The following is a 23,088-nucleotide window of genomic DNA, read 5'->3' on the forward strand; positions in this document are numbered from 1 at the left end:
TGCAATTCTGTAATGCCAAAGTAAGAAATCCCCAAAGCACAATAGAAATCAACCCTATCATATATGGAACTTTAATATATGGTTCACACTCTGTAAGGTTTATAAGAGACACTTCTTCGATTACACCACCCCTTTCCTGACCAAAAAAGGGAAAAAGAAAAGCATACTCAAACTGCAATCCAATGTGCCAAAAATAATATCTTTTAATTTATGAACTTTAGTCTCAAGTTCCGTCTCAGCAGCATCTAATATTTCTTCACCCGAAAGCAAATCATCCAGTGATACTGAAAAAAACTTTGATATAGCCCTTAATGAATCAATATTGGGATAACCTTTTCCAGACTCCCATTTAGATATTGCTGTTCTCGAAACATATAATTCATTTGCAAGCTCTTCTTGCGTCATTCCTCTGTTTTTCCTAAGCTCCTGCAATTTTTCATTAAACTCCAATGGGGTTGTCTCCTTCACAAATTCAATTTTTCCAGTCTAATAAAACCGGGATATGTATCATAACTATAAATCTATTTCATTCCCCAGATGCCAACCTGCATATTAGATATCCATAATATCTCTACAACTCTGAATTTACAGTCACGAAGCAATTTTAAATGCTCTGTTAAAGTAATGGGGAAATAGTTTTGGTTGTAACGGCTTATATGCTCATCACTTTCTGCAGCTGTTTTCCCTTGTTCCATCTGATATAATTTCCATTTTTCCAAATATATATTTTTCCCCAACTCGCTAAATGGAGCAAAATTTTCAAAACTTATAAATATACCATTTTCTCTCAATGACTGGTAACAGTTCTGAACAGCTTTCCTGCGCTCTTCTTTCTGCAAATAGTGATTTACCTGTATTGCAGTTATGACATCATACTCATTAGAATTTGTTAATTCCTGAATATCACATAGGATAAATTCTGTATTTGGATAGGGAAACCGTTCTTTTGCAATTTCAAGCATTTCAGATGAACAATCGCAAAAAGTGAATTTCTCAACTCCAATATTTTCGAAAGCTATTTCAGCCATTTTACCAGTCCCACATCCTACATCAAGCCAATGTAATGCATTGAGATTGCATGACTTAACTAAATCAATTACCTGTTGGTAAAATTCATCATAATATGGAAGTGTCTGTTTGATTTTCATATCATATTCTTTTGAAGTAAAAGCAGATATATTTTCACTCAATGATAACACCTCCTCAGTAAATCAGCAGTACAGACCATGAAAATTCAGAAAACGAGTAATTGATTCCGCGATCATTTCTGGTTCTTCCCTATGAACATAGTGGCCACACGGCAGATCAATAAACTTTGCATTCTCATTTTCCGAAAAATACTCCCGATGAATCTTTCCCCACTCCGGAATCTGTTTCAGGTTTCCCTTGTCATGAGATAAAAAGCACAGCACTGGCAGAAACGGGCATTTACCTTCTCCCGCTTTGTGCGCATTTTGTTTTATTAGATTGATTTCATCAATCATATTTTTACTAAGCAGCTGCTTCGAGGTAATCATATACATTTCTGCCTGCTGTTTTTTGTTTAGATGATTATACTTGACTGCCGGATGGGTTTTTACCATAATTTTTGCAGCGGGTTTGCGCAACAAGTGTGCAAGCCACACCTGCCGGGAAAGAAACCGCGGAACCACCAGCGAATCATAAGCTTTAGGTACTGCCATATCAAGACCTATAATGGCCTTAATTTCCTCAGGGTATTTTTGACTCCAATATATCGCTTCGAGACCAGACATTGAATGGGCTGCCGGAATAAACGGCCCGGTGATATCGGCTTTTCTTAACGCCTCCCTCGTTTCTTCCAGAACAGTGTCAATGTCTCTGGGAAGTCCGGTTTGCCCGCTCCATCCATATCCGGGGCGTTCGACTACCACCATATTAACTTTCCCTGCCAGAAGGTGCCACAACGGTTTAAAATCATAAGTGGGACATTCCGTACCAGAGCCTGATAAAAATACAATTGTATTTTCAAAGTCTGTGGGATGTTTGGGGACACGATAAACATGCATATATGTATCATTTACTTTAACGATCTTCCCTGGTGCCTGCATTCATTCCTCCATTCTTGAACCTAGTACAGCTTTGCCAACTGGTCAATACTTCATTATTTCAGATTTTATTGATTCCATCTTCTCCTGACACTCACTACATTCTCTATCATGAATAGAGATAATGCCTCCGCATTTTGGACAAGTATATTTCTCTTTCTGATTTTCCATAAACACCTCCAGCCCGTTGTTTCGAACAAATTCACTATTTTCCATAAGGCTTGCCTGATATCTCTCGTTGTAACTTTTCTCAAGGTTTTTAATCATTTTGCATGGATAGTCTGTACACTCGAAGCAATATGAGTATCCTTTCACTTTCATACAGTCTTTTATTTTACATTTGCGGCAGTGCTTAGGTTTGCCTTCATCACTATTCAGACAACCCATACATGGCTTTTTATGATAACAGTGTTTATAACATACCTTACAGTTCATCCCACAAGGGGCAAACATAATAGTGTCAATACACTCATCTGGCATTTTCATATGATTCTCCCTTCGTGTCATATATTTAACCTGATTGCATCACTTGTTCTAAAAATCCAACGCCATACTTCCTTTCCATAACCTTACCCCTTCTTTGTCCTTTTTATCAAAATGAGGGCAAGAATGGAAACAACCATATATCCGATGATGGCAATTACAGATGCCTCAATGCCAAATTCTCCTCCTAATAAAAAATGATTTGCTGTCCAGCACATAGTTAAACATGGAATATCTATTTGGTTCCACACCGATATGCAGAATACCGCCGACAATTATTATATTCCACAGACTGTGTACAATTGCGCTGTTCCAAATATTACCGCTTTCGTATGTAACAGATCTGCTCCGATAAGATGGGATAAGGCAAAGATGACGGATGAAATGATAACCGCGGCATTAAATTTTACAGCACCTGTAACCGTATAACAAATCTCACCTGTACTCATAGGCGTGATTTCCCATTTTCCGGCCATATGAAAATAAGCACTTCCTACTGCATCAGGTAATCCAATTACTGTAACAGCCTGACCGATTAATACAGCGGCAAGCTGTGATATGATAAGAGAAACATAAGCCAATACTACAGTTGCTATGGCTTGTTTTGTAGTTACTTTTGCAGGTGTACTTAATAGTTTATACATCTTTTACTGCTCCTTGCAGATTCTGATCCGGTATTATATCTTCAATTTTCACATTAGAAGTCTCATCTACCGGTTTAAAATAATAAAATGTGATATCTTCCCCGATTTCCCATTTTGAAAAATCCAGACCTGATTTTGAACAGTCCAATACCAGCTCATCAGATGAAAAATCATCGGTTTCCTGATTCAGCCTTACCGTCATTGTTTTATCAGTATCCTCTTTAGCCACTATTTGTGCATAAGAATGATATAAGTGGTCATACTCACCACCTGTTCTGAGATCATCCCGGGCACCATCCGTTCCGTCCCGGAAGCCCCAGTTTATCACAATCCACCCTGTAATTACAATGAATATTGCAGCAATGATTAACGCGATTCTTTTCTTCATACGCCTTGTCCTCTGAAGCTCCTAAAAAGCTCCATGAATGTAATCTCACAAGTATCCTGAACAAAATCCTTGATATTAGTATACTGAACCAGTATCAAAATATCAAGGATTGACTGGTTGTACACCAGACGATGGTTGACGTTCGTCTATCAGAGCTATAGAATGTAATTAAATACTACAAATATTTATGAAAGGGGATGTTTCTATGAAAAAAGGTACTATCTCTCTGTTTGGTCTGGTTTTAGTCCTGATTATGACTGTCGTACTTACCGGCTGTTCCAGTAATAAATCTGCCGATAGCGGGCAGACCGGGGATTCCTCTGACAAGGCACAAAGTAATGCTGCAAATTCTTCCGAAACTCCGTCTCCAGAACCCCCAGAACTACAGCCCGAAGAAAATCCCCCTTCACAAAATACAGATGATTCTATAGAATTATCCGGTTATATGAATGAAGAGAGCCTGCCATCTATGGTTCAGGAATTGGGACTTACGAAAGCAGAAGGTGAACAGTTTGGAGAATTAGGCGAACGATTTGAAGGGAACGGTATTTCCGTAGAATGGCAGCCTTCGTCCGGGACCAATCCCTCTATTCCCATCACAGTCCAATGCTCGGATAATTACAGTGTAAGCATGCAGGGTGTGTCTTGCGGAAATTCTTATGAAGACACAAAATCCAGTCTTCTTCAGAACGGCTGGCGGGCCGTTGGAACAGATACCAAGCACCCTAATTCATTTTTAATGGAAACAGATAATAATGAAAGGTTCCTGATATCACTGACACTGGATAGTTCAGACAGCGTAAGTGAATGGGATTGGTGTAACTGGCCGCAGGGGAATCTGGTTGTACAATAGGAAGATAATACAAAGAGTTTATAAAGTACTAAGGCCAGTGGCTGCTATTTTATGGTTCTTGCTTTGAGCCGCCCACTATTGGACGGCTCTTGTTAATATCCCCTCTCCGCAAATATCTTTTTCGCAGTAAAAACAGCATTCAATACTCTCGGAAATCCCGTATATGGGATACATTGTAAAAATGTCTCTATGACCTTCTGCGGCGGGATGCCTACATTTAAAGCCCCATTGATATGAACCTCCAGCTGCGGTTCGCAGCCCCCTAAAGTAAGCAGGCTGGTAATTGTAATCAGTTCCCTCTCCTGCATACTCATTTCTTTTCTTGTGTAAATATCTCCAAATGCAAATTCAACTATGAATTTACCCAGATCCGGTGAGATATCCTCCAGTGACCGAATGACAGCCTCACCGCCTGCACCGTCAATTTCTTTTAAGCGTTTCATTCCATTTTCATATCTCGTTTCTTTCATTTGATTTTACCTCCTTAAGCGATTACAATATAAGCATATTTCTTAGACTATACTGTAAGTCAAGAGTTTTTTAGGAGGTGGGTATAACTTATGACAATAGGTGAATTATCAAAGGTGACAAATATCAGCGAATATACACTGCGATATTATGAGAAGAAGGGATTGATCCGCGTAAGCCGTGATCCTATAGGCAGGCGCTGCTACGAGCAGGGCGATATAGAATGGGTAAAATTTATCCAAAGGTTAAAAGATACCGGCATGCTTCTGAGAGATATCGAAAAATATTCAAAGCTTCGATATGAAGGGGCAGCTACCATGCCGGAACGGTTAGAGATGCTTCAGGGGCACAGGTTGTATGTTCTTGAACAGCAGAAGAAATGGGCTGAATATCTGGATAATCTGGATTGTAAGATCGAGTTCTATAAAAACAGTATTCCTGATTAGCACACTATCAGTATCTTCTTTATCCCTTTCTTATCTTGCGAAATATATTTCTTATCTTGTCCACCCGAAAACTTATGTTCCCGCATGCGAACATAGGGTATAAACAGCAGCAATTTGTATAAAAGTACCCTCATTTTAAATTGCAGCTGTATCCCCTTTTGTTATTTGCTTCGAAAAAAATTGAGCCGCCCAGTATTGGACGGCTCTCTTTATAAAAAACGCTATATTTAGCATAATTCTTATTAACATTCTTCATTTATTCGTTTTAATACTGGATTCTAAAGTAATCCAGATAAGCTTTATATTCATCCTGCGCTGTCAGGCAGGTATCCGTCAAATACCCTTTTTCATTGCCCCATTCCTTCAAGCCACGATAGTAGAACATTTTCAGACTATCATCAAGGATAAACGGAACAATATTGTATTTCAGGCACTCTTTAAACATAATCAACCTACCCACACGACCGTTTCCATCCTGAAACGGATGAATTCTTTCAAACTTCACATGAAAGTCCAGAATATCTTCAAAAGTTTTTTCTTTCTTAATATTATACTCTGTCAGCAGTACTTTCATTTTATCAGCAACTTCTTCTGGAAGTGCAGTGGACAAGCCGCCCACCTCATTAGGCATTTTTTTATAATCACCCACAGTGAACCAATCTTTCCGGGAGTCACTGGTCCCATTTTTTAAGATCAAATGAAGCCCTTTGATGAACTTTTCTGTCAATGTCAGTTTTGCATTGTCAATAATCATATCAATACAGCGAAAATGATTGGCCGTTTCAATTATATCGTCCACATTAAGAACTTCATTTTCTACACCAATGGTATTCGTTTCAAAAATATATCTGGTTAGATCATGGGTCAGATGGCTGCCTTCCATATGGTTCGAGTTATAAGTCATATCAATCTGTGTCTTGTGGTAAATACCACCAGAATATTTCTTTTTCTTTTCATCCTGCAGAATATCCAACAATGTTTTAGGCTGTTCTTTTTTCTTATTGGAACGCTCCGGCTTTTCTGCATTTTCCGGAATATTCCAAGTCTTGCCGGTAAGAAATGCACCGCTTACTCGTCCCTGAGCGCAATAGTTTCTTACGCTGCGTTCCGAAACATTCCATTTTTTTGCTATCTTAGTAACTGAAAGATATCGCATATGCTCCCCTCCGTTAAGAATTGAATCAATAATTATACTAATCTATGTATAGTATATCACATTATCGGCAATGTTTTTCAATTATTTATGTGACTTCTAGTATTTAATTGCCGTTTCTGGTAATTTCAAAGTCCATAGTTACTGATTTGCTGATTTTAACATGAACATAAACGTACAACTTTCAAGAAAGATAAACCACCAGACGCAAAACATTTGATGTCTGCAGACCATTTTATAGAGTTTCTATTCTCAACTCCTACATGCTCCCTTTCTGCCTCGTTTCTTTATATTGATATAGTAAGTATTACTCGATATTATTTCTGCCGCAGCCACTACTGATATCGCTGCTATGGCAATGTACTTTATTACTAAAAACACTCTTTTCATAAATAGGCCTCCTGTAATTATTTTTTCCTTAATATTGCCAGTTCAATAATTTGTGCAAGTAAAATCAGACCGCCGCATATAAAACAGGCTTTTGCAGCTTTATGATATCCTTTTTCATCAAGCGGTACAGCACCTGCTATAAGCCCGGCACCTGTCAAAAATGCGAATGTTTTTCCTATCAGGCGGACAGGACGGATACTCCACATTAAGTTAAGTGATTTATCAAGTATTTTAGCTGCCCCCTCAAAAGTCTTTTCAATCGTATCTCCAAAATGTTCCATTGTGTTTTCAAATTTTTGTTCTGTCATATTTTAATCCTCCTACTCAATAATTGATTTTTATGTATAGTTCTGTAAGGAAAATGAGTGTCTATTAATCATCAAGTTCCATTTCTTTAAAGGAATGCACTGCAATCTCTTTGATTTCATCATCAATAAGCGGAAGTCCCATAGCCTCAAGCATTGTTCCGATACAGGTTAACTTGTCCATCATCTCCTCTACGGAACCGGGGTAAACAGATGGCGCCAGCCACAAATTTATCAATAACGGAAGTAATTCTGAAAGTTCTTTGGGAAATTTTGCTTTTATTGATCCATCATGCTGCCCTTCTTTAATTAATTCGAACCATAAAGGGGCAATTAACCGTCTGTCCGTTTCAATCATTCTTGCTAATATTCGTGGGTTTTTCAGCATAGGAAGAGTATGTTTGTTTAATTGTGACCTTTTCACATCCACACGGTTAATCTTAATGACTTCACGCATTTTCTGCAGGCCATTCAAATCTTTACGCTGTTTGACAATTGTAAAAGGATTGTTTTCAAAGAACATTTTATCTCCTATCGCGTCCATAATTTCTTCTTTAGACCTAAAGTGATGATAAACTGCCCCTCTGGTTAACCCGCCAAGCTCCTCTACGATATCCTGAATGGTTGTGCTGTCATATCCCTTTTCCAAAAATAAACGCTGTGATACTTCCATTATCTTTTCGATAGTAACTTCAGGAAATTTGTTTCGAGCCATAATAATCCTCCCTTCTCTTAGTTTTCTCATACTTAACATTAGCGTTCATAATCATTCATTCTGTATGTATGATTATAGGTAAAAATAAATTACCCCTTTCAGGTAATCTATTTTCCCTTGCTCAGTGTGTCGTGCATTCCTGATATCTGCGGATTTCTCCGCACACTTTCTGTCCCTAAAGTTATATTGAACCAATTCGCAATCCGCTTCGCTGTTTCCTCGATTCAGTGAAATAATACGTCACACATTTTTTCAATCGCCCTGGCCATTTCGTCATCCATAAGATCAAGGCCAACACTTTCCAGCATAATCCTGATATATTTTAGTTTCAGCAAGAACTTCTCTTTTGTCGTATTGAATATCATCGGGCTTAACCAGATACTGAAAAAAACAGTTATTATCTCGGCAAGGACATCAGCATCTTCACATTTAATAGATCCATCAATGATTCCCTCTTCAATATAAACCTGTGTCATAGGAATCACTGAGTTTTGGCAGTCCAGCAGATACGCAGATACTAATTTGGGACTTTTATAAAAAGTCTGGGAGAGCATGGAATACATCTGTATCTGTTCATCATCAAAAAGGGGAGCGATTAACAACTTCTGTAATTTTTCCAATCCGTTTAATGAAGTCTCCTCTTTTAATTTATAAAAAGAAGTTGTTTCGTTAAACATATAAGCAGTAACAGCATCTAACATTTCTTCCTTTCCTCTAAAATGATGATAAATAGCACCTCTTGTAAGCCCGCATGCATCTGCAATACCCTGCAATGTGACTTTTTCATATCCGTTTTCAAGAAAGAGCTTTTTTGCTGTATCCAGTATCATTTTTTCGGTGATTTCGGGGAATTTATTTCCTGCCATTTTCGAATTATCTCCCTTATGCAATCTTCATACATTCTGTATGTATGATTATGATAACATTGTCTTTAAGAAAAGTCAATGGCAGATGCCAACAACTGCTGTAATATTCCCATTCTTAGTTTCCACCCTAACCGTAGATGTTGGATTATCCCCTACGGTTCCGATGGTTTTGTCTCCGTCAATTTCAATTTGTTTCTGAAAATTTGTGGATATAGCACCGTTTTTTGTAATGGCTTCAAATTCAAATTCCAGCTTTTCCGGAAGTACCAGATTAATGTTATCGTTTTTATTAAATAACATCAGATCGCCGTCAACGTTTGTGTAGCACACCGACAGTCTGCCGGAATTTTCTGCTGTAAATCTGCCGAAACCGATAGCTGACTGAAATTCAGCATTGCCGCTGGTAGAAGTATAGGTGACACTTCCGTCTATTTCTTTACACATAACATTTCCGCATGTGGTTTTAATCCAGATCGACTCTGCCGTTAAACTGCCTAATTTGAACGTACCGCTTGTTGATGACAGATGCATCTGATCTGCCTGTGCGTGGCTGACCTGTACGGTTCCCGATGTACTGTCAATCTGGAGATCTGATACATTTAAATCGATATCAGATAAATTAATGTTTCCGTCCGTCGTTGTAATTGAAAGATTGTTTTGATAGGACAATGGTAGATAAATTTCAATATGACGGTTAAAATCGCCTTTAAAAATCGGTTTCCCGCCTTCACTGATGTGAAGACTGTTTTTTCTCTGTTTTACTTTGGCAAAATAACTCTTCTTTTTTACCGTCATGTATTCCTTTATTATTAACGTATCGTCATCAGAATCATAAAAAGTGATGTCTTCCTCGTCATAGGATATCGTGATATCTGATACATCAGTCAGAGAAAACCGTAATTCATTTGCAGTCTCATGGGTATCTGTCTTGGAACATCCTGCGAATAGCAGCAGGCAGAGTAATACAGGTGCACAAAATATAACATGGTTTTTAGTTATCATAAATAATCCCCCACTTTCTAAATGAATTATTCATTCATATTACTTGTAAAAATTAAAGGGCACTGTAAGCCCTGTTAATTTTGTTTTTTATATGCTGCTGTAATATTATCTATACATATTTTTTTAGCGCTCTCCAACGAAATTTCACTTATTTCAAAAGAGGTGTAACGCATATCCATAGCCCACCAGGACAGGGTTTCCGTGATATACATCACGTTCAGGTCCAGATCTTCCAATTGCCTGACATCTCCTCTGTCCATGAAGATAGATAAATACTGTCTCATGGCTGCAAAAAATTTCTTCCGATATTCCCGGTAATGATCACTTAAATATTTGAAATCAAAATAATTCTTCTCGATAAACAGACAGCCTACTGCGTATTGAGCCAAAAGATCAAAAGAATCAGAGATAAGTTCCCCGAAAGTATAACCGATAGCATTATTTTCAAGATGGCGGGAAAACTCTGTACCTATATCTTCAAATAACGTGACAATTTTAGTTTCAATTCCTATAAATAAATCATTTGTAATCGGACGTTCAAACTCGTGGTTTACAAAATCCGGATCAATGATTGAAGCCAATATGAAATTTAATATCTCCTTTTTCCCACTAAAATCGAGGTATATCGTACCAACAGAAACCCCTACAGCCTTGGCAATATGACTGATCTGTGTTTTAGAATACCCCTGCCTTAAGAACAGCATTGCCGCCGCATCAGCAGTAATTTTCATTCGTTCGTTCAAAATCGCCCCTCCTCTGAATGAATCATTCATTTTTATAATTTTACATCTTTTCAGTGAAATTGTCAATATGAAAATAGTCCCCCTAGAAATTAGCAAGTTATCTATAGGTACTATTTTTTATCAGTCAAACCTAACATATAATCGGCAGACACATTATAAAACTTGCAAAGAGCTACAAGATAAACAATCGGTATAGAACGCTTATCAAGTTCATATTGAGAATATGTTGTTTGAGCCACACCTAACAATTTGGATATTTTTTCTTGGGATAAATCCAGATCCTGTCGTAATTCTTTCATCCGTTCAGGATATTTCATATGACATCATCTCATTAATTACAGATTTTCTATTTACCCTTAAAAATTCGTTAAGGATTTGTCAACACTTTAAATACAAAAAAACAAAGGAAACACTAAATTTACAGCATTTCCTTTGCTTTACATAAGAGGCACAGACCGGATTTGAACCGGTGATCAGGGTGTTGCAGACCCACGCCTTACCACTTGGCTACTGCGCCATAATGACCCCGACGGGAATCGAACCCGTGTTACCGCCGTGAAAGGGCGATGTCTTAACCGCTTGACCACGGGGCCATTGTACAATATTATGCCGCTGCTTTTGCAGTGACCGTTGTTTATATTATCATATCCTTTGGTAAATTGCAAGCCCTTTTCTAAGATTTTGCCCTTAGTTTATTTAATAAGTCAGTAAAACGTAAAAGAAAACACCCTCTACTTTGACGAGTCAGGGTGTTTTCTTAACATTCAGCAGGTCAACCACTTTTGGCGATTGCTCCTTTTATGTACTTAGAATAGCATAAATAATTGAAAAAGTCATTTTTTAAAGTAAGCCACAATCAGGTCGACCATCCTTCCATAGCTCTGCACGCCGTCTGACTGTCCGTTTGCCTTGAGGTATGTATCGTTGACTTTATTAGAGACTTCGGCTACTGCACCGTCGTACTTTGCCCAGAACTGATTGTTGGCCTTTAGGTCAGCCTCCACGTTCCCGCCAAGCAGGGGGCGGACTTCTTCCCATGCTTCTGCATCGGCTCTGTGGAGCGCGTTCATGCTGTATACCCAGCCAGACAGGTACCCGCTGTACTGGAAGTCCACTCTTCCTGCGTCCTTGCATGCAAGAAATGCTATAAAGTTGGCTTCTTCTTCCTGCATGAATCCCCTGAGGTGGGACAATTCATGGCAGGCGGTAAATGGAATGTTGTAGGGCGTCATATCTTTGTTATAATTCGCTTCTACCGTGAAGGGAAGGTATATCCCTGTCAGTCCCTGATAAGATAGAATCTGGGATAGCAGAAGTTTCTTAGGCGGGGGATAGTAACCCGCCAGTTCCGGGTAGTGTGTCCCAAGCTGCTTCAGTGCCTCTACCGCTTCGTCACCTTCCGGGCCATCCAGCTGCATCACACCGGAGCCGTCCCGATTCACCCTGTCTGCCCTTGCGTTCACTTCATCTGTCAGCCGGATGCATACCTGCTTCAGATCGTCTGCCGTATATTCAGATGTATACAATCCTGCCTGTTCAGAAAAAGAATCGCTCTTGTAATTAATACCGCAGTTCATGACATAGAGAAAAAGCAGCACCGATGCTGTCAGAAAAAGTCCTGACGCCCATTTCAGCATGACTGCACCACCCTGTTTCGACCGGAATGCCGACACACCTGCATGGATGAGTGTTCCAATCAGAAGTACGATCAGCGTATAAAAACACAGCTCTGACAGAGACCACGGGAATAAGCCTGAAAACCGGCCAAACGTGGATACGATGACAGGATAAATATGGGCAGAATACCACTCTGCCATATCAGGTGATTTTCCTGCCCATACTGTCATGGCCGCGCTTACTGCAAGCAAAATGCATCCTGCGGTCATTCGTTTTTCTATTGTATTATCCTTTTTTCTGCTGTTTTTTCTCATCTTTATTCCCGGCTGCCTGTACCTGTTATCCTGTGTTTTTCAGTTCTTTTATTATTACATCACAGATACTTTCAGAAGTCAATAAACCATTACCACCCTGGTTTTAATTTCCATACGTAACATAATACAACCAGTAAGCAGGCCATCCGGAAATCCTGAAGCCCCTGAACTACAGTCTCGCGTCAAACAATCCGCAGAAGCTGTCAATCGGATCGATCCCCTTGAATGCATCTTCCCCTTCCATCAGATCTTCTACGAGTGCATCGAATGTCGTATCTTTGGAATCATATGTGTTGATATAGGTGCGAACCTGAGGAATATCTGCGAGCATCGTCGGCTGTCCGCATCCGATCGCCACTACCGGAACCTCGAATACATACCACGGGATTTCCCCGCCCCCTTTTGATAATCCGAAGCTCGGTCTTCCGCCTGAAACATCACAGAGTGTAATGACAAGGTCCATGTCCTTTACGAAGTCGGCAATTGCATTCTTTCCTGCAAAATATAGGTTCACATCCGGTTTTTCCCCGGCCTCTATTTTCTTCTTCATCTGGTCCAGAGGGCTTTCATAGATGAAGGCATCAAATCCTTTGTCACACAGCCTTTGTTTTAAGGCCTCTGCCGGGTTTCCGCCGCCTGCTCCCATAAGCTTCATGAGGGCTGACATGCCATTCTCCGCGCCTTTTACATGCACGATCATAATTCTCTTATAGCGCTCAGGTGTAAGCGGAAGGACATCTTTGTCTTTATATTTTACAAGGGTGATGCAGTCATTGCTGATTGTCTTCTGCATTTCCTTATGCTCTTCTTTTCCAAGAACTGCATCTGCTGTTTCCGGCTGCGGCACAAGGTCTTCCTTTGCCTTTTTATGCAGGCCGAGATGTGCCTTCAGTCCGAGAATACGCGTTAAGGCCTCTCTCATTCTCTCTTCGCCGATCAAGCCATTCTTATATGCATCCAGCATCGTGTTAAAATCTTCATCCGGATCATTGAAGAACAGGAACATGTCACATCCTGAGTTGATAGATTTCGGAAGCATTTCCTTACGGGACATCCTGTCCGTCATGGCTACCATATGGGATGCATCCGTTACCACCATTCCATTGAATCCGAGTTTCTCACGGAGAAGCACTGTCATAATCTCATGACTTAAAGTAGCAGGCATCATATCTTCATCCTTTAAGTCAGGATTGATTGCCTTTGCGTATTCCGGCAGCATGATATGTCCGCCCATAATGGCATCCAGACCTTTATCAATCAGAGTTTTATAAACCATTCCATAGGTTTTGTCCCACTCTTCTACATCAAAATAGTTCACATTGTTGGACAGGTGCGCATCTCTGAAATCCTGTCCGTTTCCCGGGAAATGCTTGGCGGCACATGCAAACCCGTCAATCGTATGCGCACCTTCCAGATATGCGGCGCTCATACGTGCCACACGCTCTGCATCACCGCCGAATGCACGTGACACAACTTCTGTATTTTCCCAGTTGTACAGGATATCGCTGACCGGGGCGAAAGCCATATTGCAGCCGATCGCAGCCGCCTCCTCATTCGCCATTTTGCCAAGTGCAAATGCATATTCTTCCTTATCCGTTGCAGCAATTTTAACACCGGAACCGATCATCGTTCCATCCGCACATGCCCCGTCCCCTCCTGCCTCAGTATTGCAGGCAATGAACAGCGGGACCTTTGCATATTTCTGAAGTTTGCGGTTCTGTTCCTGTATTGCTTTTCCCGGGGCCGGATTATAACGGCAGCCTCCGAGGTGGTACTTCTCCATCAATTCCTTCAGGTACTCTTCATCATGAGATGCCGTCAGCTGGAAAAAAAGCTGTCCCACCTTCTCCTCTGCGCTCATACCGTCAATCGTTTCCTCTACCCACTTAATATCTTCCTCTGATAAAAAATACGGGTTTTGTCTCAAATCTACCATGTTATTCTCCTTTCGTCCTGCCTCTCCTGTTATATGGCTTACTGTCAGCCGTCTTGTTTTTTATTACTTCAGGTTATCCATAAACTCAGCTATCTTCTTCTCCTGATAGGCACCTTCATAACTTCCGTCAAAAAGCCTCAAAGCACCCTCGTTCCGAAACTCTTCCCATGACTCATTTTCGTGGCGTACCAGAATCGGATAAAAGAACACCCCGTTTTTCGAGGCAGCTTCATAGTCCCCCGGCGCATCTCCTGTCATAAGCACATTCCTGACATTATATCCCTTTTTCACAAGTTCGCCGATACAGAATGCCTTGCTTCCCGTATCCTGTGCCAGTAAAATGTCGACATGTTTCAGCAGTCCGTACAATTCCCATTCCTCTTCTACTGCCTGCAGATTCGCAGAAGAGACAATCGCAATATCCGCCTTTTCATGTGCCGCCGCAAGTGCTTCTTTAACACCTGCAAAAGGTTTTTTCACGTCAAACGGAAGATCATTAATCTTCTCATTCACCTTTACGGACCAGGAAAGAGCCTTTTTCAGGGCAATGCTTTCTTTCTCTCTGATCGCATCAGCCAGTGCCTGGTTTGACAGTTCACTGCTTTCCTCCACCCACTTTTCCAGCGCGGGCAGATCCTCTATTTCCATATACGTTTCATGAACCTCCCCCAGCATTTTGGCAAGGCCCTTAAAGCGGTTGATTCCCCGGGTCATGGTGTACAGGTTGATCTCATTCCACCTTTCAAGAATCGGCTCTTTCCACTGCTCAAGCCCCCACTCCTCCACCATACACGGACCAAAACACCGGATGTGCTTGATATCCATTGTATCCATTGCACAGCCGTCTGAATCCACACAGATTAAAAACTCTTTCTTCTTTTCATAATTTTTCAGATTCATTTTTCACTCCTCTTTTTTCCGTCCTCACCGGAATCCCGGTTTACAATCCGGCTATGATGCCTTAACTGCCACACTGTATGACTTAATTTTAAATCTTTCTTACTATTTATGTGAGGATTATTTTTAGCAACAATCATACTTTTTTTATATATTCTTGTAATTTGCACAAAATAATACGATAATAGATAATAATACTACGATTTTTTATGAAAGTACTTTGTACCTATATGAGGAGGATTTATTATGAAATATCACTCAGATCTTGAATTGTTCCAGAAGCTCCTGCAGAATTTGCATTTGAATGTATCACTTTTAAAAAAATCATCTGACCCGGTCCCGGATATAACCCTTGGATTGTACAGCCTGATCAAAACCGATTTTGATTTTCAGGGGCAGTTCTGGAACAGGATTGAACTATTTGAAGAAAACAAAATATACAGGGTTAATAATTCATTCTGGTACCGCTATCTTCTATTTCAGCTTCCCGATACCGATGAACCCACATTTGCCCTGATCGGCCCGTATGCACTGATGAATATAAGTGAAAAAATGACTCTTGATACCGCCCGCAGGCTGAACCTTCCTGCTGCCCTGTATCCCCAGCTCCAAAAATTTTATGAGGGAATCCCACAGCTGAGTGACGAAAGTGTCCTTCTCTCTATCATTAATGTGTTTGGCGAAAGATTCTGGGGCCGGATGGATAACTTTTCCCTGCAGGATGTGGAGAATTCTGTCATTGCCGATCTGGATCCCGTGGCAGAACGCCCGGATTATAAAGAACCTGAAGAAGCGCTCCTCAGTATGCAGATTCTGGAGGACCGCTACGCAGGCGAAAATGAACTGATGCTGGCCGTTTCCCAGGGGCAGACACTCAAGGCAGAGGCCTTTCTTAACCGTTTTGGGCAGCAGGTCATGGAAAAACGCAGTGCCGACCCGATCCGGAACGAAAAAAACTACCTGATCATCCTCAATACACTGCTAAGGAAAGCAGCTGAAAATGGAGCTGTACACCCGCTCCATATTGACAGCCTGTCTTCCCGCTTTGCCCACAGGATTGAGATGCTGGCTGCTCTGGAGAACGTTCCTGCGTTACAAAAAGAAATGGTGCATAAGTACTGCCTGCTTGTAAAGAACCATTCCATGAAAGGATACTCCCTGCTCATCCAGAAGGTCCTCACCCGCATTGACTCAGACCTGACCGCGGACCTTGGCCTGAAGGCCCAGGCAGAACTGCTACAGGTAAATCCCAGCTATCTCTCTGCCCTCTTCAAAAAAGAAACCGGAAGCACCCTCACCGAATACGTCAATAAAAAACGCATAGAACACGCACTGTTCCTCTTAAACTCCACAAACATGCAGATACAGACAGTCGCCCAGTACTGCGGCATCGCAGACGTAAACTACTTCACCAAAACCTTCAAAAAACTAATCGGAAAAACCCCAAAAGAATACCGGGCAACACTAGGGCGCGTTTAACCAAACAGACCATACAGCCCCCCACCGGTACGTCCCTGACCACTTTTTGCAGGCGTCCGCCCCCTTACAAATCATCCACCAGCGCGCTGCTTTTCGCGTAGGCGGTGCTTCGTGCCTCGAAGAAGTCTGTTTTGATCATATTTGCATTTGAGAACTGGCTCACCCACTCCATACTTTCAGGTTCTTTTTCGTGCCCCTCGTAGATCGGCCCGAATCCGAGCCCCATGCATCTTAGGTTGCCCAGATATTGGATATAATCGGTCACCATGTCCCGGTTCAGTCCCTGTACTTCGTCCCCGATCACGTAATGCCCCCACCGGATCTCCTGTTCACAGCCTTCTTTGATCATTTCCCTGTAAATGCGTTCCTTATCGTCTGTGAACAGCTCCGGCTCTTCCTTTTTCAGTTCCATCAGAATGCTTCTAAACAGCCACAGGTGCGTGTTCTCATCGCGGTTAATGTAACGGATTTCCTGAACTGATCCGGGCATCCTGCGGTTTCTCCCCAGATTGTAGAAAAACATGAACCCGCTGTAAAAATAAACCCCCTCCAGTATATAGTTCGCCACTAAAGTCCGTACCAGCATTTCCGGGCTTTTTTCCTTCTGGAATTCATTGTACAGATTCCCGATGAATTCATTACGTTCCAGAAGATGCGCATCCTCTTTCCATTGGTAGAGCACATCGTTGCGCTCCTGAGGCTCACAGATCGTATCCAGCATGTAGCTGTAGCTCTGACTGTGCACTGCCTCCTGAAAGGTCTGGATGGACAGGCAAAGGTTTACTTCGTTTGCAGTAATGTATTCTCCAATATTGGGGAGATTTGCTGTCTGGATGCTGTCCAGAAAAATCAGGAAGGACAGAATCTTATCATATGCCCTCCGCTCTGGTTTCGGCAGCACCTTATAGTCCTTCATATCCACACTCAGGTTGATTTCTTCCGGCACCCAGAAGTTATTCATCGCCTGACGGTACCAGTCGCTGACCCAGTTATATTTCATGTGGTTAAAATCATTCAGATTGGTGGTATTACCCCCGATCATTTTTCTTTTCGTTACTTCTGTATCCCCATCAGGATTGAACAGGGGCTTCTTTCTCAGTTCTGTCATTGTCGAATTTCTCCTTTTCTCTATGTTAAGAGGAACATACCTCGCACTCCTCAACTTCAAGGCTTCTGGACCTGATATAATAAATCGTCTTCACGCCTTCCTCCCAGGCCAGAAGGTACAAATCCAGCACGCCCCGGAAGGTGTATTCATTCGTAATATAAAGGTTCATGCTCTGTGCCTGATCAATATGCCGCTGCCGGATTCCGCATGCACGGACGGACCACGTCTGGTCGATCAGGTGTGCATTCTTATAATACCAGAATGTTTCCATCGAAAGCTCCGGTGCAACCCTCGGCATCAGGCCGTTTTTCTTCTCCTCAAGGAAATACCGGTTCATAATCGGGTCAAGCCCTGCGGTTGTCCCGGCTATGATGCTCGTACTGCTTGTGGGGGCAGTCGCCAGAAGATAGCCGTTGCGCAGTCCCTGTGCGGCAACTTTCTGGGCAAGCTGTTTCCATCTGTCATCTGTCAGATTCCTCTGGCGGAAGTATTCGCCCGTCTGCCACGCGCTCCCTTCAAAATATTCATAGCTTCCCTTTTCTTCTGCAATATTGGTGCTTGCCAGAACTGCCGCATAGTGAATATCGGAAAATACCTTTTCCACAAAATCCAGATGCTCCTGACTCTCCCACTTAATACCGTGCTTTGCAAGCATATGATGATACCCGCTTACCCCCAGACCTACAGGGCGGTATTTATGGTTGTTAATCTTTGCATAGGGTACCGGGAAAAAGTTCAGGTCAATGACATTATCCAGTGCGCGCACGGCGCTTTCCGTAAGATAAGACAACTCCTCGAAATTCTCAACCTGAATATTTCCAAGGGACAGGCTCGCAAGATTGCATACAACGAACTCTCCCGGCTTTGTTACCGTCACAACAACCTTCTCTCCGTCCACCTCCTGTGTGGTCTGTTCCACCAGTTCGATGGCGCTCATATTCTGTGCAATCTCCGTACACAGGTTGCTGCAGTAAATGATTCCTTTATGGCTGTTTGGATTTGCACGGTTTACATGGTCCCGGTTAAACGCAAACGGCGTCCCTGTCTCAACCGCACTCCGGATAATCAGACGCAGGATATCCTTGATCGGAATGACACGCTTCTTGATCCGCTCATCCCGCACACAGTCCAGATATTTTTCCTCCCATTCTTCCCCAAAAGAATCTTCGAGGGCATATCCTTTCACTGTCAGAATGTCGTGGGGGCACATCAGGTACCAGTCTCCGTCTATGTGTTCCTTTGCCTGTTTCCAGAAATAGTCTGGATAGCAGACCGCGGGGAATACATCGTGGGCTTTCATTCTCTCATCCCCGTTGTTCGTCCTGAGACTTAAGAATTCCGGCAGGTCCCGGTGCCATACATCCAGATAAACGGCAACCGCACCCTGACGGACCCCGAGCTGGTCCACGGCAACGGCCGTATCATTTGCCAGCCGGATCCAGCGGATTACACCGCCTGCTGCCCCTTCAAAACCGCGGATGGCACTGCCGCTCGCACGCACTTTTCCAAAATACATCCCCATACCGCCGCCGAATTTGCTGACCTTTGCAAAATTATCAATGCTTCGGTAGATCCCGTCCAGACTATCCGGCACCGTATCAATAAAGCAGGAGGAAAGCTGGTGGTAAGGCTTTCTCGCATTTGAAAGTGTGGGCGTTGCCATTGTCACCTTCAGCGTACTCAGCATATCGTAGAAGCGATGCACCCAGCCGCTTCTTTTATTCGTTTCTTTCATTGCAAGATGCATGGCAATCCCCATGAACATCTCCTGCGGCGTCTCAAGAGGCGAACCCTTTCTGTTCGAAATCACATAGCGTCCAAGAAGCAGGTCCAGCCCTGAGTAAGTAAACAGGTCATTTCTGCGTGGGTCAATCCATGACTCGAATTCATCAATCTCTTCTTTTGAATAGCTTTTCAGGATGTAACTTCCATACAGACCTTCTTCCGTCAGCCAGCTGATCTTCTCATAAAAACTGTTTATATTGGCTGTTTCCATTGCCTCCGCCAGTGACAGGTCAAACTGGAGCATCCGGAATCTTGCCGCTATCATCTCCCATTTCGGCGCATCCTGTGTCGTGAGCTCCACCGCCGCTTTCATCAGGACTGCCAGCATTTCCTTCCCGGAAAGCCCCGGGCTTAAAAATGCCTGAAACCTTGCATTCAGCCTGTCCAGATCATACTCTTCCTGTGGGAACTCCTTCTGAATCCCTGCCAGCACCCCGGCCAGACGCGGCATATCCTGAAACCTTGCTTCTATCCTGAATCTGGATTCCCTGCGCCTTGTGCGCTCCTCACGATATAGGATATAGCTTTTCATTTCCTTATAGTAGTTCCCCTCCATCAGAGTCTGCTCCGCCATATCCTGAATCTCTTCTACAGAAAGTATCTTTTCCCCCGAAATCACCTGTGCCGGAAACTTTTCCTCAATACCGGTTAATATCCTCTTCTTTTCCTCTTCCGTAATCTCAGAGCCAACACTCGCAAATGCGCGTCCTATTGCAGCCTTGATTTTTTCCGGGCAGTAAGTCTCCCCTGTTCCGTCTCTCTTACATATCTTCATACTCTATATACGCCTTTCATACCATTTATTGTAGTGTACAAAATATATTACCACAATATATGGTGATATTCAATCCCTACCGTATTGATATATCAGAATAATCAAAAAAGGCCTCCGCAGTCAACATCTTCGTTGTTTTTCAGTGGAAGGCCTTTGTAAGGTTTATTTTAAATACTTGTTTTTTAAATCGAATACCGGATCACCGTTTTCGTTCCATTCTACATCAATCATCATAGTATGGCGGTTAGGGTCATACAACGGATCACCTGTAATCTCATCATAACAGCGGGCATGGAATACGCAGATATCTTTTGTCCCATCTTCTGATTTTACAAATGAATTATGTCCCGGACCAAATATGCCTTTTTCTCTGTCTGTAGCTAAAACCGGGCATTTACATTTCACCCAGTTATTAGGGTCAAGAATATCTTCACCCTCACGAATAGACAACATCCCCATGCAGTATGCTTCACCAGTACTGCTGGCAGAATAAGTCAGGTAAATTGTGTGGCCGTGCTTCAGGACCGCGGGGCCTTCATTTACCCAGAACCCAATCCGTTCCCATGAATAATCCGGTGACGAAAGCAGTACCTGCGCTGTCGAAAGCTTATCGGGCCGTTCCAGCCGTGCGATATATAAGTTGGAAATCTTTTTCCCTGCCCCTGTTTTTTCGGCCCAAATATAATAATATTCTCCGTTATATTCCATGACCGTTGCATCCAGCGAAAAATCCTGAAATGAAAATTCATCCCCATCTGCTGCCTGCATCTTTCCCAGTTCTCTCCATTCATCCTGAAACGGGTCATTTCCCTGGCATTCCAGCACATATGGCCTGATGGCCCAGATATCATTAATATCTCCTGCTGCATAATAAATATACCATTTCCCCCATAAATAGTGGAGTTCAGGCGCCCAGATATGGAAGCTCTGCTCTCCTGATGGATGCTTTCTCCATAAAACCTTTTCCTCTGCACCTGCTAAATCTCCTATCTTGTCTGCCCTTCTCAAAATAATTCTGTCATATTCCGGCACAGACGCAGTAAAATAATATATCCCGTCAGAATATCCAGAAATGTGGGGATCTGCCCTGTTTGGTATAAACGGTCTGTTATATAATGTAGTTACATAATGGTCTCTATTCATTGCTCTTCACCCTAACTCTTATCATATTCCATGAATACGGCTTTAGTTTACAGTCTATCCGTGTTTTCTGTGTTCCTGTAACCACAGCAGTATGAGGCTTTACCTTTTCATGGTCGCTCCTGTTGTCAGCCTTAATATCTTCGTGAAATAGCACGGTGTGCTCTGCCGCATGTTCTGCACAGAATCCCTGCATATCCACATGTACTTCCGCTGCTTCGTCTCTTCTGTTTACCAGATACAAGACCAATTCATCCATTTCCGCATTATGTATCACCACCTGATCTAAATATGGAATTTCCCTGCCTTTCCCGGATAAATAGGAAGGAGCCCTCAAAACACTCTCCAACAGGGTTCCCCTGCCGTATTTTGACATATAAGAAAACGGATAAAAAATCGGCTGCACCCAGACTTCGGCTCCGGGCTCTGTCATAATGGCCGCACTAATATTCGTAAGCAAAGACTGACATGCCGCCTTTACTCTCCCGCTGTTTTTTATCATTGCCATCAGCATACTCGCAAACAGCAGTGAGTCCTCCATCGTATAGATCTGTTCACTAAAGGCAGGGGCAGTCTCCCAGTCTCTGGACGCGACTGAACCGGCTACATCTTCGCCCGGAATCTCCCATACGCCCCATTCGTCAAAGCAGATATCTATCTTTTTACCAGACCGCTTCTTGCTCTTTACCGTATCGCATATACCAATTACTGTCTGAATGTAGTCTTCCATCTCCACAGACTGTGAAAGGAACTCTTCGGTCCCTTTCTCCTGCCCTCCGTAGTATTGGTGCAGAGAAATGTAATCTGCAAATTCATATGTATATTCCAATACAATTCGCTCCCAGTCCGTATAGGTCGCCACATCCGTTGATGAACTGCCGCATACGACCGTTTTTATGTTTTCGTCCAGTGATTTCATTGCATGAGCGGTCTGTGCAGCCAGTTTTCCATAGTCTTCGGGTGTCTTATGCCCAATCTGCCAGATGCCGTCCATCTCATTTCCCAGACACCATATCGGAATTCCATACGGTGTCTCATGACCATTCTCACATCTAAAGTCACTGTATGCTGTTCCAACCGGCAGATTACAGTATTCCAGCAGGGAGACTGCGTTTTCGACGCCCCGGGTTCCCAGATTAACCGCAAATACCGGTACAATCTCTGCCTTTTTTGACCATTGTACAAATTCATCTGTACCGAACTGGTTTGTCTCTATGGATTTCCATGCCAGTTCTCTGCGCCTCGGACGGTCTTCCTTTTTTCCCACACCGTCCCTCCAGTCATAGCAGGATACAAAATTGCCTCCGGGGTATCTGACACAGGTAACCCCCATCTCCTTTACCTTCTCAATCACATCTTTGCGGAATCCATCCTCATCCGCCTCCTGATGTCCCGGTTCATAAATACCACTGTACACGACCCTTCCCATATGCTCTACAAATGAACCATATATGAGGGGACTGATTTCCGACTTTCGGAAATCCCTGTTTATAATCAATTCAGCCTTATACATAC

Annotated in this window: 25 protein-coding genes and 2 tRNA genes; 3 read left to right on the forward strand and 24 right to left on the reverse strand. The window is 42.5% G+C overall.

The genetic code is table 11. The annotated features are described in order from the left end of the window. Window positions 1-120: 120 nt before the first annotated feature. The 6 genes from A8806_RS07655 to A8806_RS07680 all read right to left on the reverse strand — a co-directional run bounded on the left by A8806_RS07655 (window position 121) and on the right by A8806_RS07680 (window position 3,581). Window positions 121-450 (reverse strand): helix-turn-helix domain-containing protein, encoded by a 330-nt coding sequence (locus tag A8806_RS07655; protein WP_109730610.1) that lies wholly within the window; start codon window positions 448-450, stop codon window positions 121-123. 71 nt (window positions 451-521) lie between these two features. After that, window positions 522-1,190 carry a class I SAM-dependent methyltransferase gene (locus A8806_RS07660; RefSeq protein ID WP_109730611.1) on the reverse strand — a complete coding sequence of 223 codons (669 nt, stop codon included), beginning with the start codon at window positions 1,188-1,190 and terminating at the stop codon, window positions 522-524. 21 nt (window positions 1,191-1,211) lie between these two features. Then, on the reverse strand, window positions 1,212-2,069 hold the full coding sequence (locus tag A8806_RS07665; protein WP_109730612.1) for an alpha/beta fold hydrolase: 858 nt from the start codon (window positions 2,067-2,069) through the stop codon (window positions 1,212-1,214). A gap of 42 nt (window positions 2,070-2,111) precedes the next feature. Beyond that, window positions 2,112-2,552 (reverse strand): DUF3795 domain-containing protein, encoded by a 441-nt coding sequence (locus tag A8806_RS07670; protein WP_109730613.1) that lies wholly within the window; start codon window positions 2,550-2,552, stop codon window positions 2,112-2,114. Between the two features lie 275 nt (window positions 2,553-2,827). After that, a complete protein-coding gene (locus tag A8806_RS07675; RefSeq protein ID WP_109730614.1) occupies window positions 2,828-3,193 on the reverse strand; it encodes a hypothetical protein in 366 nt (121 codons plus the stop codon). After that, window positions 3,186-3,581 (reverse strand): hypothetical protein, encoded by a 396-nt coding sequence (locus A8806_RS07680; RefSeq protein ID WP_109730615.1) that lies wholly within the window; start codon window positions 3,579-3,581, stop codon window positions 3,186-3,188. Before A8806_RS07680 ends, A8806_RS07675 begins: the two co-directional genes overlap by 8 nt. 205 nt (window positions 3,582-3,786) lie before the next feature. On the opposite strand from A8806_RS07680, the gene A8806_RS07685 reads away from it, so the two are divergent. Further along, complete coding sequence (locus A8806_RS07685) at window positions 3,787-4,434, forward strand: hypothetical protein (RefSeq protein WP_109730616.1); 648 nt, start codon at window positions 3,787-3,789, stop codon at window positions 4,432-4,434. Between the two features lie 92 nt (window positions 4,435-4,526). Here the strand turns inward: A8806_RS07685 and A8806_RS07690 are convergent, their stop codons facing one another. After that, complete coding sequence (locus A8806_RS07690) at window positions 4,527-4,904, reverse strand: carboxymuconolactone decarboxylase family protein (protein ID WP_109730617.1); 378 nt, start codon at window positions 4,902-4,904, stop codon at window positions 4,527-4,529. A 90-nt stretch (window positions 4,905-4,994) separates the two neighbouring features. Between A8806_RS07690 and A8806_RS07695 the strand changes: the two genes are divergently transcribed. Next, window positions 4,995-5,348 carry a MerR family transcriptional regulator gene (locus A8806_RS07695; RefSeq protein ID WP_109730618.1) on the forward strand — a complete coding sequence of 118 codons (354 nt, stop codon included), beginning with the start codon at window positions 4,995-4,997 and terminating at the stop codon, window positions 5,346-5,348. A gap of 265 nt (window positions 5,349-5,613) precedes the next feature. Here the strand turns inward: A8806_RS07695 and A8806_RS07700 are convergent, their stop codons facing one another. From A8806_RS07700 to A8806_RS07755, 13 genes are all read right to left on the reverse strand, one after another. Then, on the reverse strand, window positions 5,614-6,504 hold the full coding sequence (locus A8806_RS07700; protein WP_109730619.1) for a Fic family protein: 891 nt from the start codon (window positions 6,502-6,504) through the stop codon (window positions 5,614-5,616). Between the two features lie 249 nt (window positions 6,505-6,753). Beyond that, window positions 6,754-6,891, reverse strand: coding sequence for a hypothetical protein (locus tag A8806_RS26130; RefSeq protein ID WP_181368626.1), 138 nt, complete (start codon window positions 6,889-6,891; stop codon window positions 6,754-6,756). Window positions 6,892-6,908: 17 nt separating this feature from the next. Further along, on the reverse strand, window positions 6,909-7,199 hold the full coding sequence (locus A8806_RS07705; RefSeq protein ID WP_109730620.1) for a hypothetical protein: 291 nt from the start codon (window positions 7,197-7,199) through the stop codon (window positions 6,909-6,911). A 64-nt stretch (window positions 7,200-7,263) separates the two neighbouring features. Next, complete coding sequence (locus tag A8806_RS07710; RefSeq protein ID WP_109730621.1) at window positions 7,264-7,911, reverse strand: TetR/AcrR family transcriptional regulator; 648 nt, start codon at window positions 7,909-7,911, stop codon at window positions 7,264-7,266. 224 nt (window positions 7,912-8,135) lie between these two features. Beyond that, window positions 8,136-8,777 carry a TetR/AcrR family transcriptional regulator gene (locus tag A8806_RS07715; protein WP_109730622.1) on the reverse strand — a complete coding sequence of 214 codons (642 nt, stop codon included), beginning with the start codon at window positions 8,775-8,777 and terminating at the stop codon, window positions 8,136-8,138. Between the two features lie 75 nt (window positions 8,778-8,852). Further along, a complete protein-coding gene (locus A8806_RS07720; protein ID WP_109730623.1) occupies window positions 8,853-9,779 on the reverse strand; it encodes a DUF4097 family beta strand repeat-containing protein in 927 nt (308 codons plus the stop codon). Between the two features lie 74 nt (window positions 9,780-9,853). Continuing rightward, complete coding sequence (locus A8806_RS07725) at window positions 9,854-10,552, reverse strand: helix-turn-helix domain-containing protein (protein ID WP_109730842.1); 699 nt, start codon at window positions 10,550-10,552, stop codon at window positions 9,854-9,856. Window positions 10,553-10,632: 80 nt separating this feature from the next. Further along, the gene (locus A8806_RS07730; protein WP_109730624.1) at window positions 10,633-10,839 is read right to left on the reverse strand and encodes a helix-turn-helix domain-containing protein; all 207 of its coding nucleotides are present in this window, start codon (window positions 10,837-10,839) and stop codon (window positions 10,633-10,635) included. Between the two features lie 129 nt (window positions 10,840-10,968). Further along, window positions 10,969-11,039, reverse strand: a tRNA-Cys gene (locus A8806_RS07735). A 4-nt stretch (window positions 11,040-11,043) separates the two neighbouring features. Continuing rightward, window positions 11,044-11,115 (reverse strand) — tRNA-Glu (locus A8806_RS07740). A gap of 240 nt (window positions 11,116-11,355) precedes the next feature. Further along, window positions 11,356-12,453, reverse strand: coding sequence for a DUF3810 domain-containing protein (locus A8806_RS07745; protein WP_109730625.1), 1,098 nt, complete (start codon window positions 12,451-12,453; stop codon window positions 11,356-11,358). A 169-nt stretch (window positions 12,454-12,622) separates the two neighbouring features. After that, complete coding sequence (locus A8806_RS07750) at window positions 12,623-14,389, reverse strand: glycoside hydrolase family 3 protein (protein WP_109730626.1); 1,767 nt, start codon at window positions 14,387-14,389, stop codon at window positions 12,623-12,625. A gap of 63 nt (window positions 14,390-14,452) precedes the next feature. After that, on the reverse strand, window positions 14,453-15,289 hold the full coding sequence (locus A8806_RS07755) for an HAD family hydrolase (protein ID WP_109730627.1): 837 nt from the start codon (window positions 15,287-15,289) through the stop codon (window positions 14,453-14,455). 243 nt (window positions 15,290-15,532) lie between these two features. On the opposite strand from A8806_RS07755, the gene A8806_RS07760 reads away from it, so the two are divergent. Beyond that, on the forward strand, window positions 15,533-16,765 hold the full coding sequence (locus A8806_RS07760) for a helix-turn-helix domain-containing protein (RefSeq protein ID WP_109730628.1): 1,233 nt from the start codon (window positions 15,533-15,535) through the stop codon (window positions 16,763-16,765). Between the two features lie 64 nt (window positions 16,766-16,829). Here A8806_RS07760 and A8806_RS07765 read toward each other — a convergent pair whose 3' ends face one another. The 4 genes from A8806_RS07765 to arfA all read right to left on the reverse strand — a co-directional run bounded on the left by A8806_RS07765 (window position 16,830) and on the right by arfA (window position 23,086). Further along, window positions 16,830-17,873, reverse strand: a complete 1,044-nt coding sequence (locus tag A8806_RS07765) for a ribonucleotide-diphosphate reductase subunit beta (protein WP_109730629.1) — start codon at window positions 17,871-17,873, stop codon at window positions 16,830-16,832. A gap of 25 nt (window positions 17,874-17,898) precedes the next feature. After that, a complete protein-coding gene (locus tag A8806_RS07770; protein WP_109730630.1) occupies window positions 17,899-20,433 on the reverse strand; it encodes a ribonucleoside-diphosphate reductase subunit alpha in 2,535 nt (844 codons plus the stop codon). Between the two features lie 162 nt (window positions 20,434-20,595). After that, on the reverse strand, window positions 20,596-21,576 hold the full coding sequence (locus A8806_RS07775) for a glycoside hydrolase family 43 protein (protein WP_109730631.1): 981 nt from the start codon (window positions 21,574-21,576) through the stop codon (window positions 20,596-20,598). Next, a complete protein-coding gene (gene arfA, locus A8806_RS07780) occupies window positions 21,569-23,086 on the reverse strand; it encodes an arabinosylfuranosidase ArfA (RefSeq protein ID WP_109730632.1) in 1,518 nt (505 codons plus the stop codon). Before arfA ends, A8806_RS07775 begins: the two co-directional genes overlap by 8 nt. Window positions 23,087-23,088 lie beyond the last annotated feature (2 nt).

This window comes from Faecalicatena orotica (genome assembly GCF_003149245.1).
Taxonomy (GTDB): Bacteria; Bacillota; Clostridia; order Lachnospirales; family Lachnospiraceae; genus Faecalicatena_A; species Faecalicatena_A orotica.

Excerpts from the sequence above, each read along its gene's own strand:
- A8806_RS07715 (WP_109730622.1), bottom strand. The coding sequence starts at position 8,777 with ATGGCAGGAAATAAATTCCCCGAAATCACCGAAAAAATGATACTGGAT.
- A8806_RS07710 (WP_109730621.1), bottom strand. The coding sequence starts at position 7,911 with ATGGCTCGAAACAAATTTCCTGAAGTTACTATCGAAAAGATAATGGAA.
- A8806_RS07665 (WP_109730612.1), bottom strand. The coding sequence starts at position 2,069 with ATGCAGGCACCAGGGAAGATCGTTAAAGTAAATGATACATATATGCAT.
- A8806_RS07690 (WP_109730617.1), bottom strand. The coding sequence starts at position 4,904 with ATGAAAGAAACGAGATATGAAAATGGAATGAAACGCTTAAAAGAAATT.
- A8806_RS07730 (WP_109730624.1), bottom strand. The coding sequence starts at position 10,839 with ATGAAATATCCTGAACGGATGAAAGAATTACGACAGGATCTGGATTTA.
- A8806_RS07695 (WP_109730618.1), top strand. The coding sequence starts at position 4,995 with ATGACAATAGGTGAATTATCAAAGGTGACAAATATCAGCGAATATACA.
- A8806_RS07700 (WP_109730619.1), bottom strand. The coding sequence starts at position 6,504 with ATGCGATATCTTTCAGTTACTAAGATAGCAAAAAAATGGAATGTTTCG.
- A8806_RS07755 (WP_109730627.1), bottom strand. The coding sequence starts at position 15,289 with ATGAATCTGAAAAATTATGAAAAGAAGAAAGAGTTTTTAATCTGTGTG.
- A8806_RS07760 (WP_109730628.1), top strand. The coding sequence starts at position 15,533 with ATGAAATATCACTCAGATCTTGAATTGTTCCAGAAGCTCCTGCAGAAT.
- A8806_RS07685 (WP_109730616.1), top strand. The coding sequence starts at position 3,787 with ATGAAAAAAGGTACTATCTCTCTGTTTGGTCTGGTTTTAGTCCTGATT.
- A8806_RS07745 (WP_109730625.1), bottom strand. The coding sequence starts at position 12,453 with ATGAGAAAAAACAGCAGAAAAAAGGATAATACAATAGAAAAACGAATG.
- A8806_RS07750 (WP_109730626.1), bottom strand. The coding sequence starts at position 14,389 with ATGGTAGATTTGAGACAAAACCCGTATTTTTTATCAGAGGAAGATATT.
- arfA (WP_109730632.1), bottom strand. The coding sequence starts at position 23,086 with ATGTATAAGGCTGAATTGATTATAAACAGGGATTTCCGAAAGTCGGAA.
- A8806_RS26130 (WP_181368626.1), bottom strand. The coding sequence starts at position 6,891 with ATGAAAAGAGTGTTTTTAGTAATAAAGTACATTGCCATAGCAGCGATA.
- A8806_RS07680 (WP_109730615.1), bottom strand. The coding sequence starts at position 3,581 with ATGAAGAAAAGAATCGCGTTAATCATTGCTGCAATATTCATTGTAATT.
- A8806_RS07725 (WP_109730842.1), bottom strand. The coding sequence starts at position 10,552 with ATGAATGATTCATTCAGAGGAGGGGCGATTTTGAACGAACGAATGAAA.
- A8806_RS07765 (WP_109730629.1), bottom strand. The coding sequence starts at position 17,873 with ATGACAGAACTGAGAAAGAAGCCCCTGTTCAATCCTGATGGGGATACA.
- A8806_RS07670 (WP_109730613.1), bottom strand. The coding sequence starts at position 2,552 with ATGAAAATGCCAGATGAGTGTATTGACACTATTATGTTTGCCCCTTGT.
- A8806_RS07705 (WP_109730620.1), bottom strand. The coding sequence starts at position 7,199 with ATGACAGAACAAAAATTTGAAAACACAATGGAACATTTTGGAGATACG.
- A8806_RS07720 (WP_109730623.1), bottom strand. The coding sequence starts at position 9,779 with ATGATAACTAAAAACCATGTTATATTTTGTGCACCTGTATTACTCTGC.
- A8806_RS07775 (WP_109730631.1), bottom strand. The coding sequence starts at position 21,576 with ATGAATAGAGACCATTATGTAACTACATTATATAACAGACCGTTTATA.
- A8806_RS07770 (WP_109730630.1), bottom strand. The coding sequence starts at position 20,433 with ATGAAGATATGTAAGAGAGACGGAACAGGGGAGACTTACTGCCCGGAA.
- A8806_RS07675 (WP_109730614.1), bottom strand. The coding sequence starts at position 3,193 with ATGTATAAACTATTAAGTACACCTGCAAAAGTAACTACAAAACAAGCC.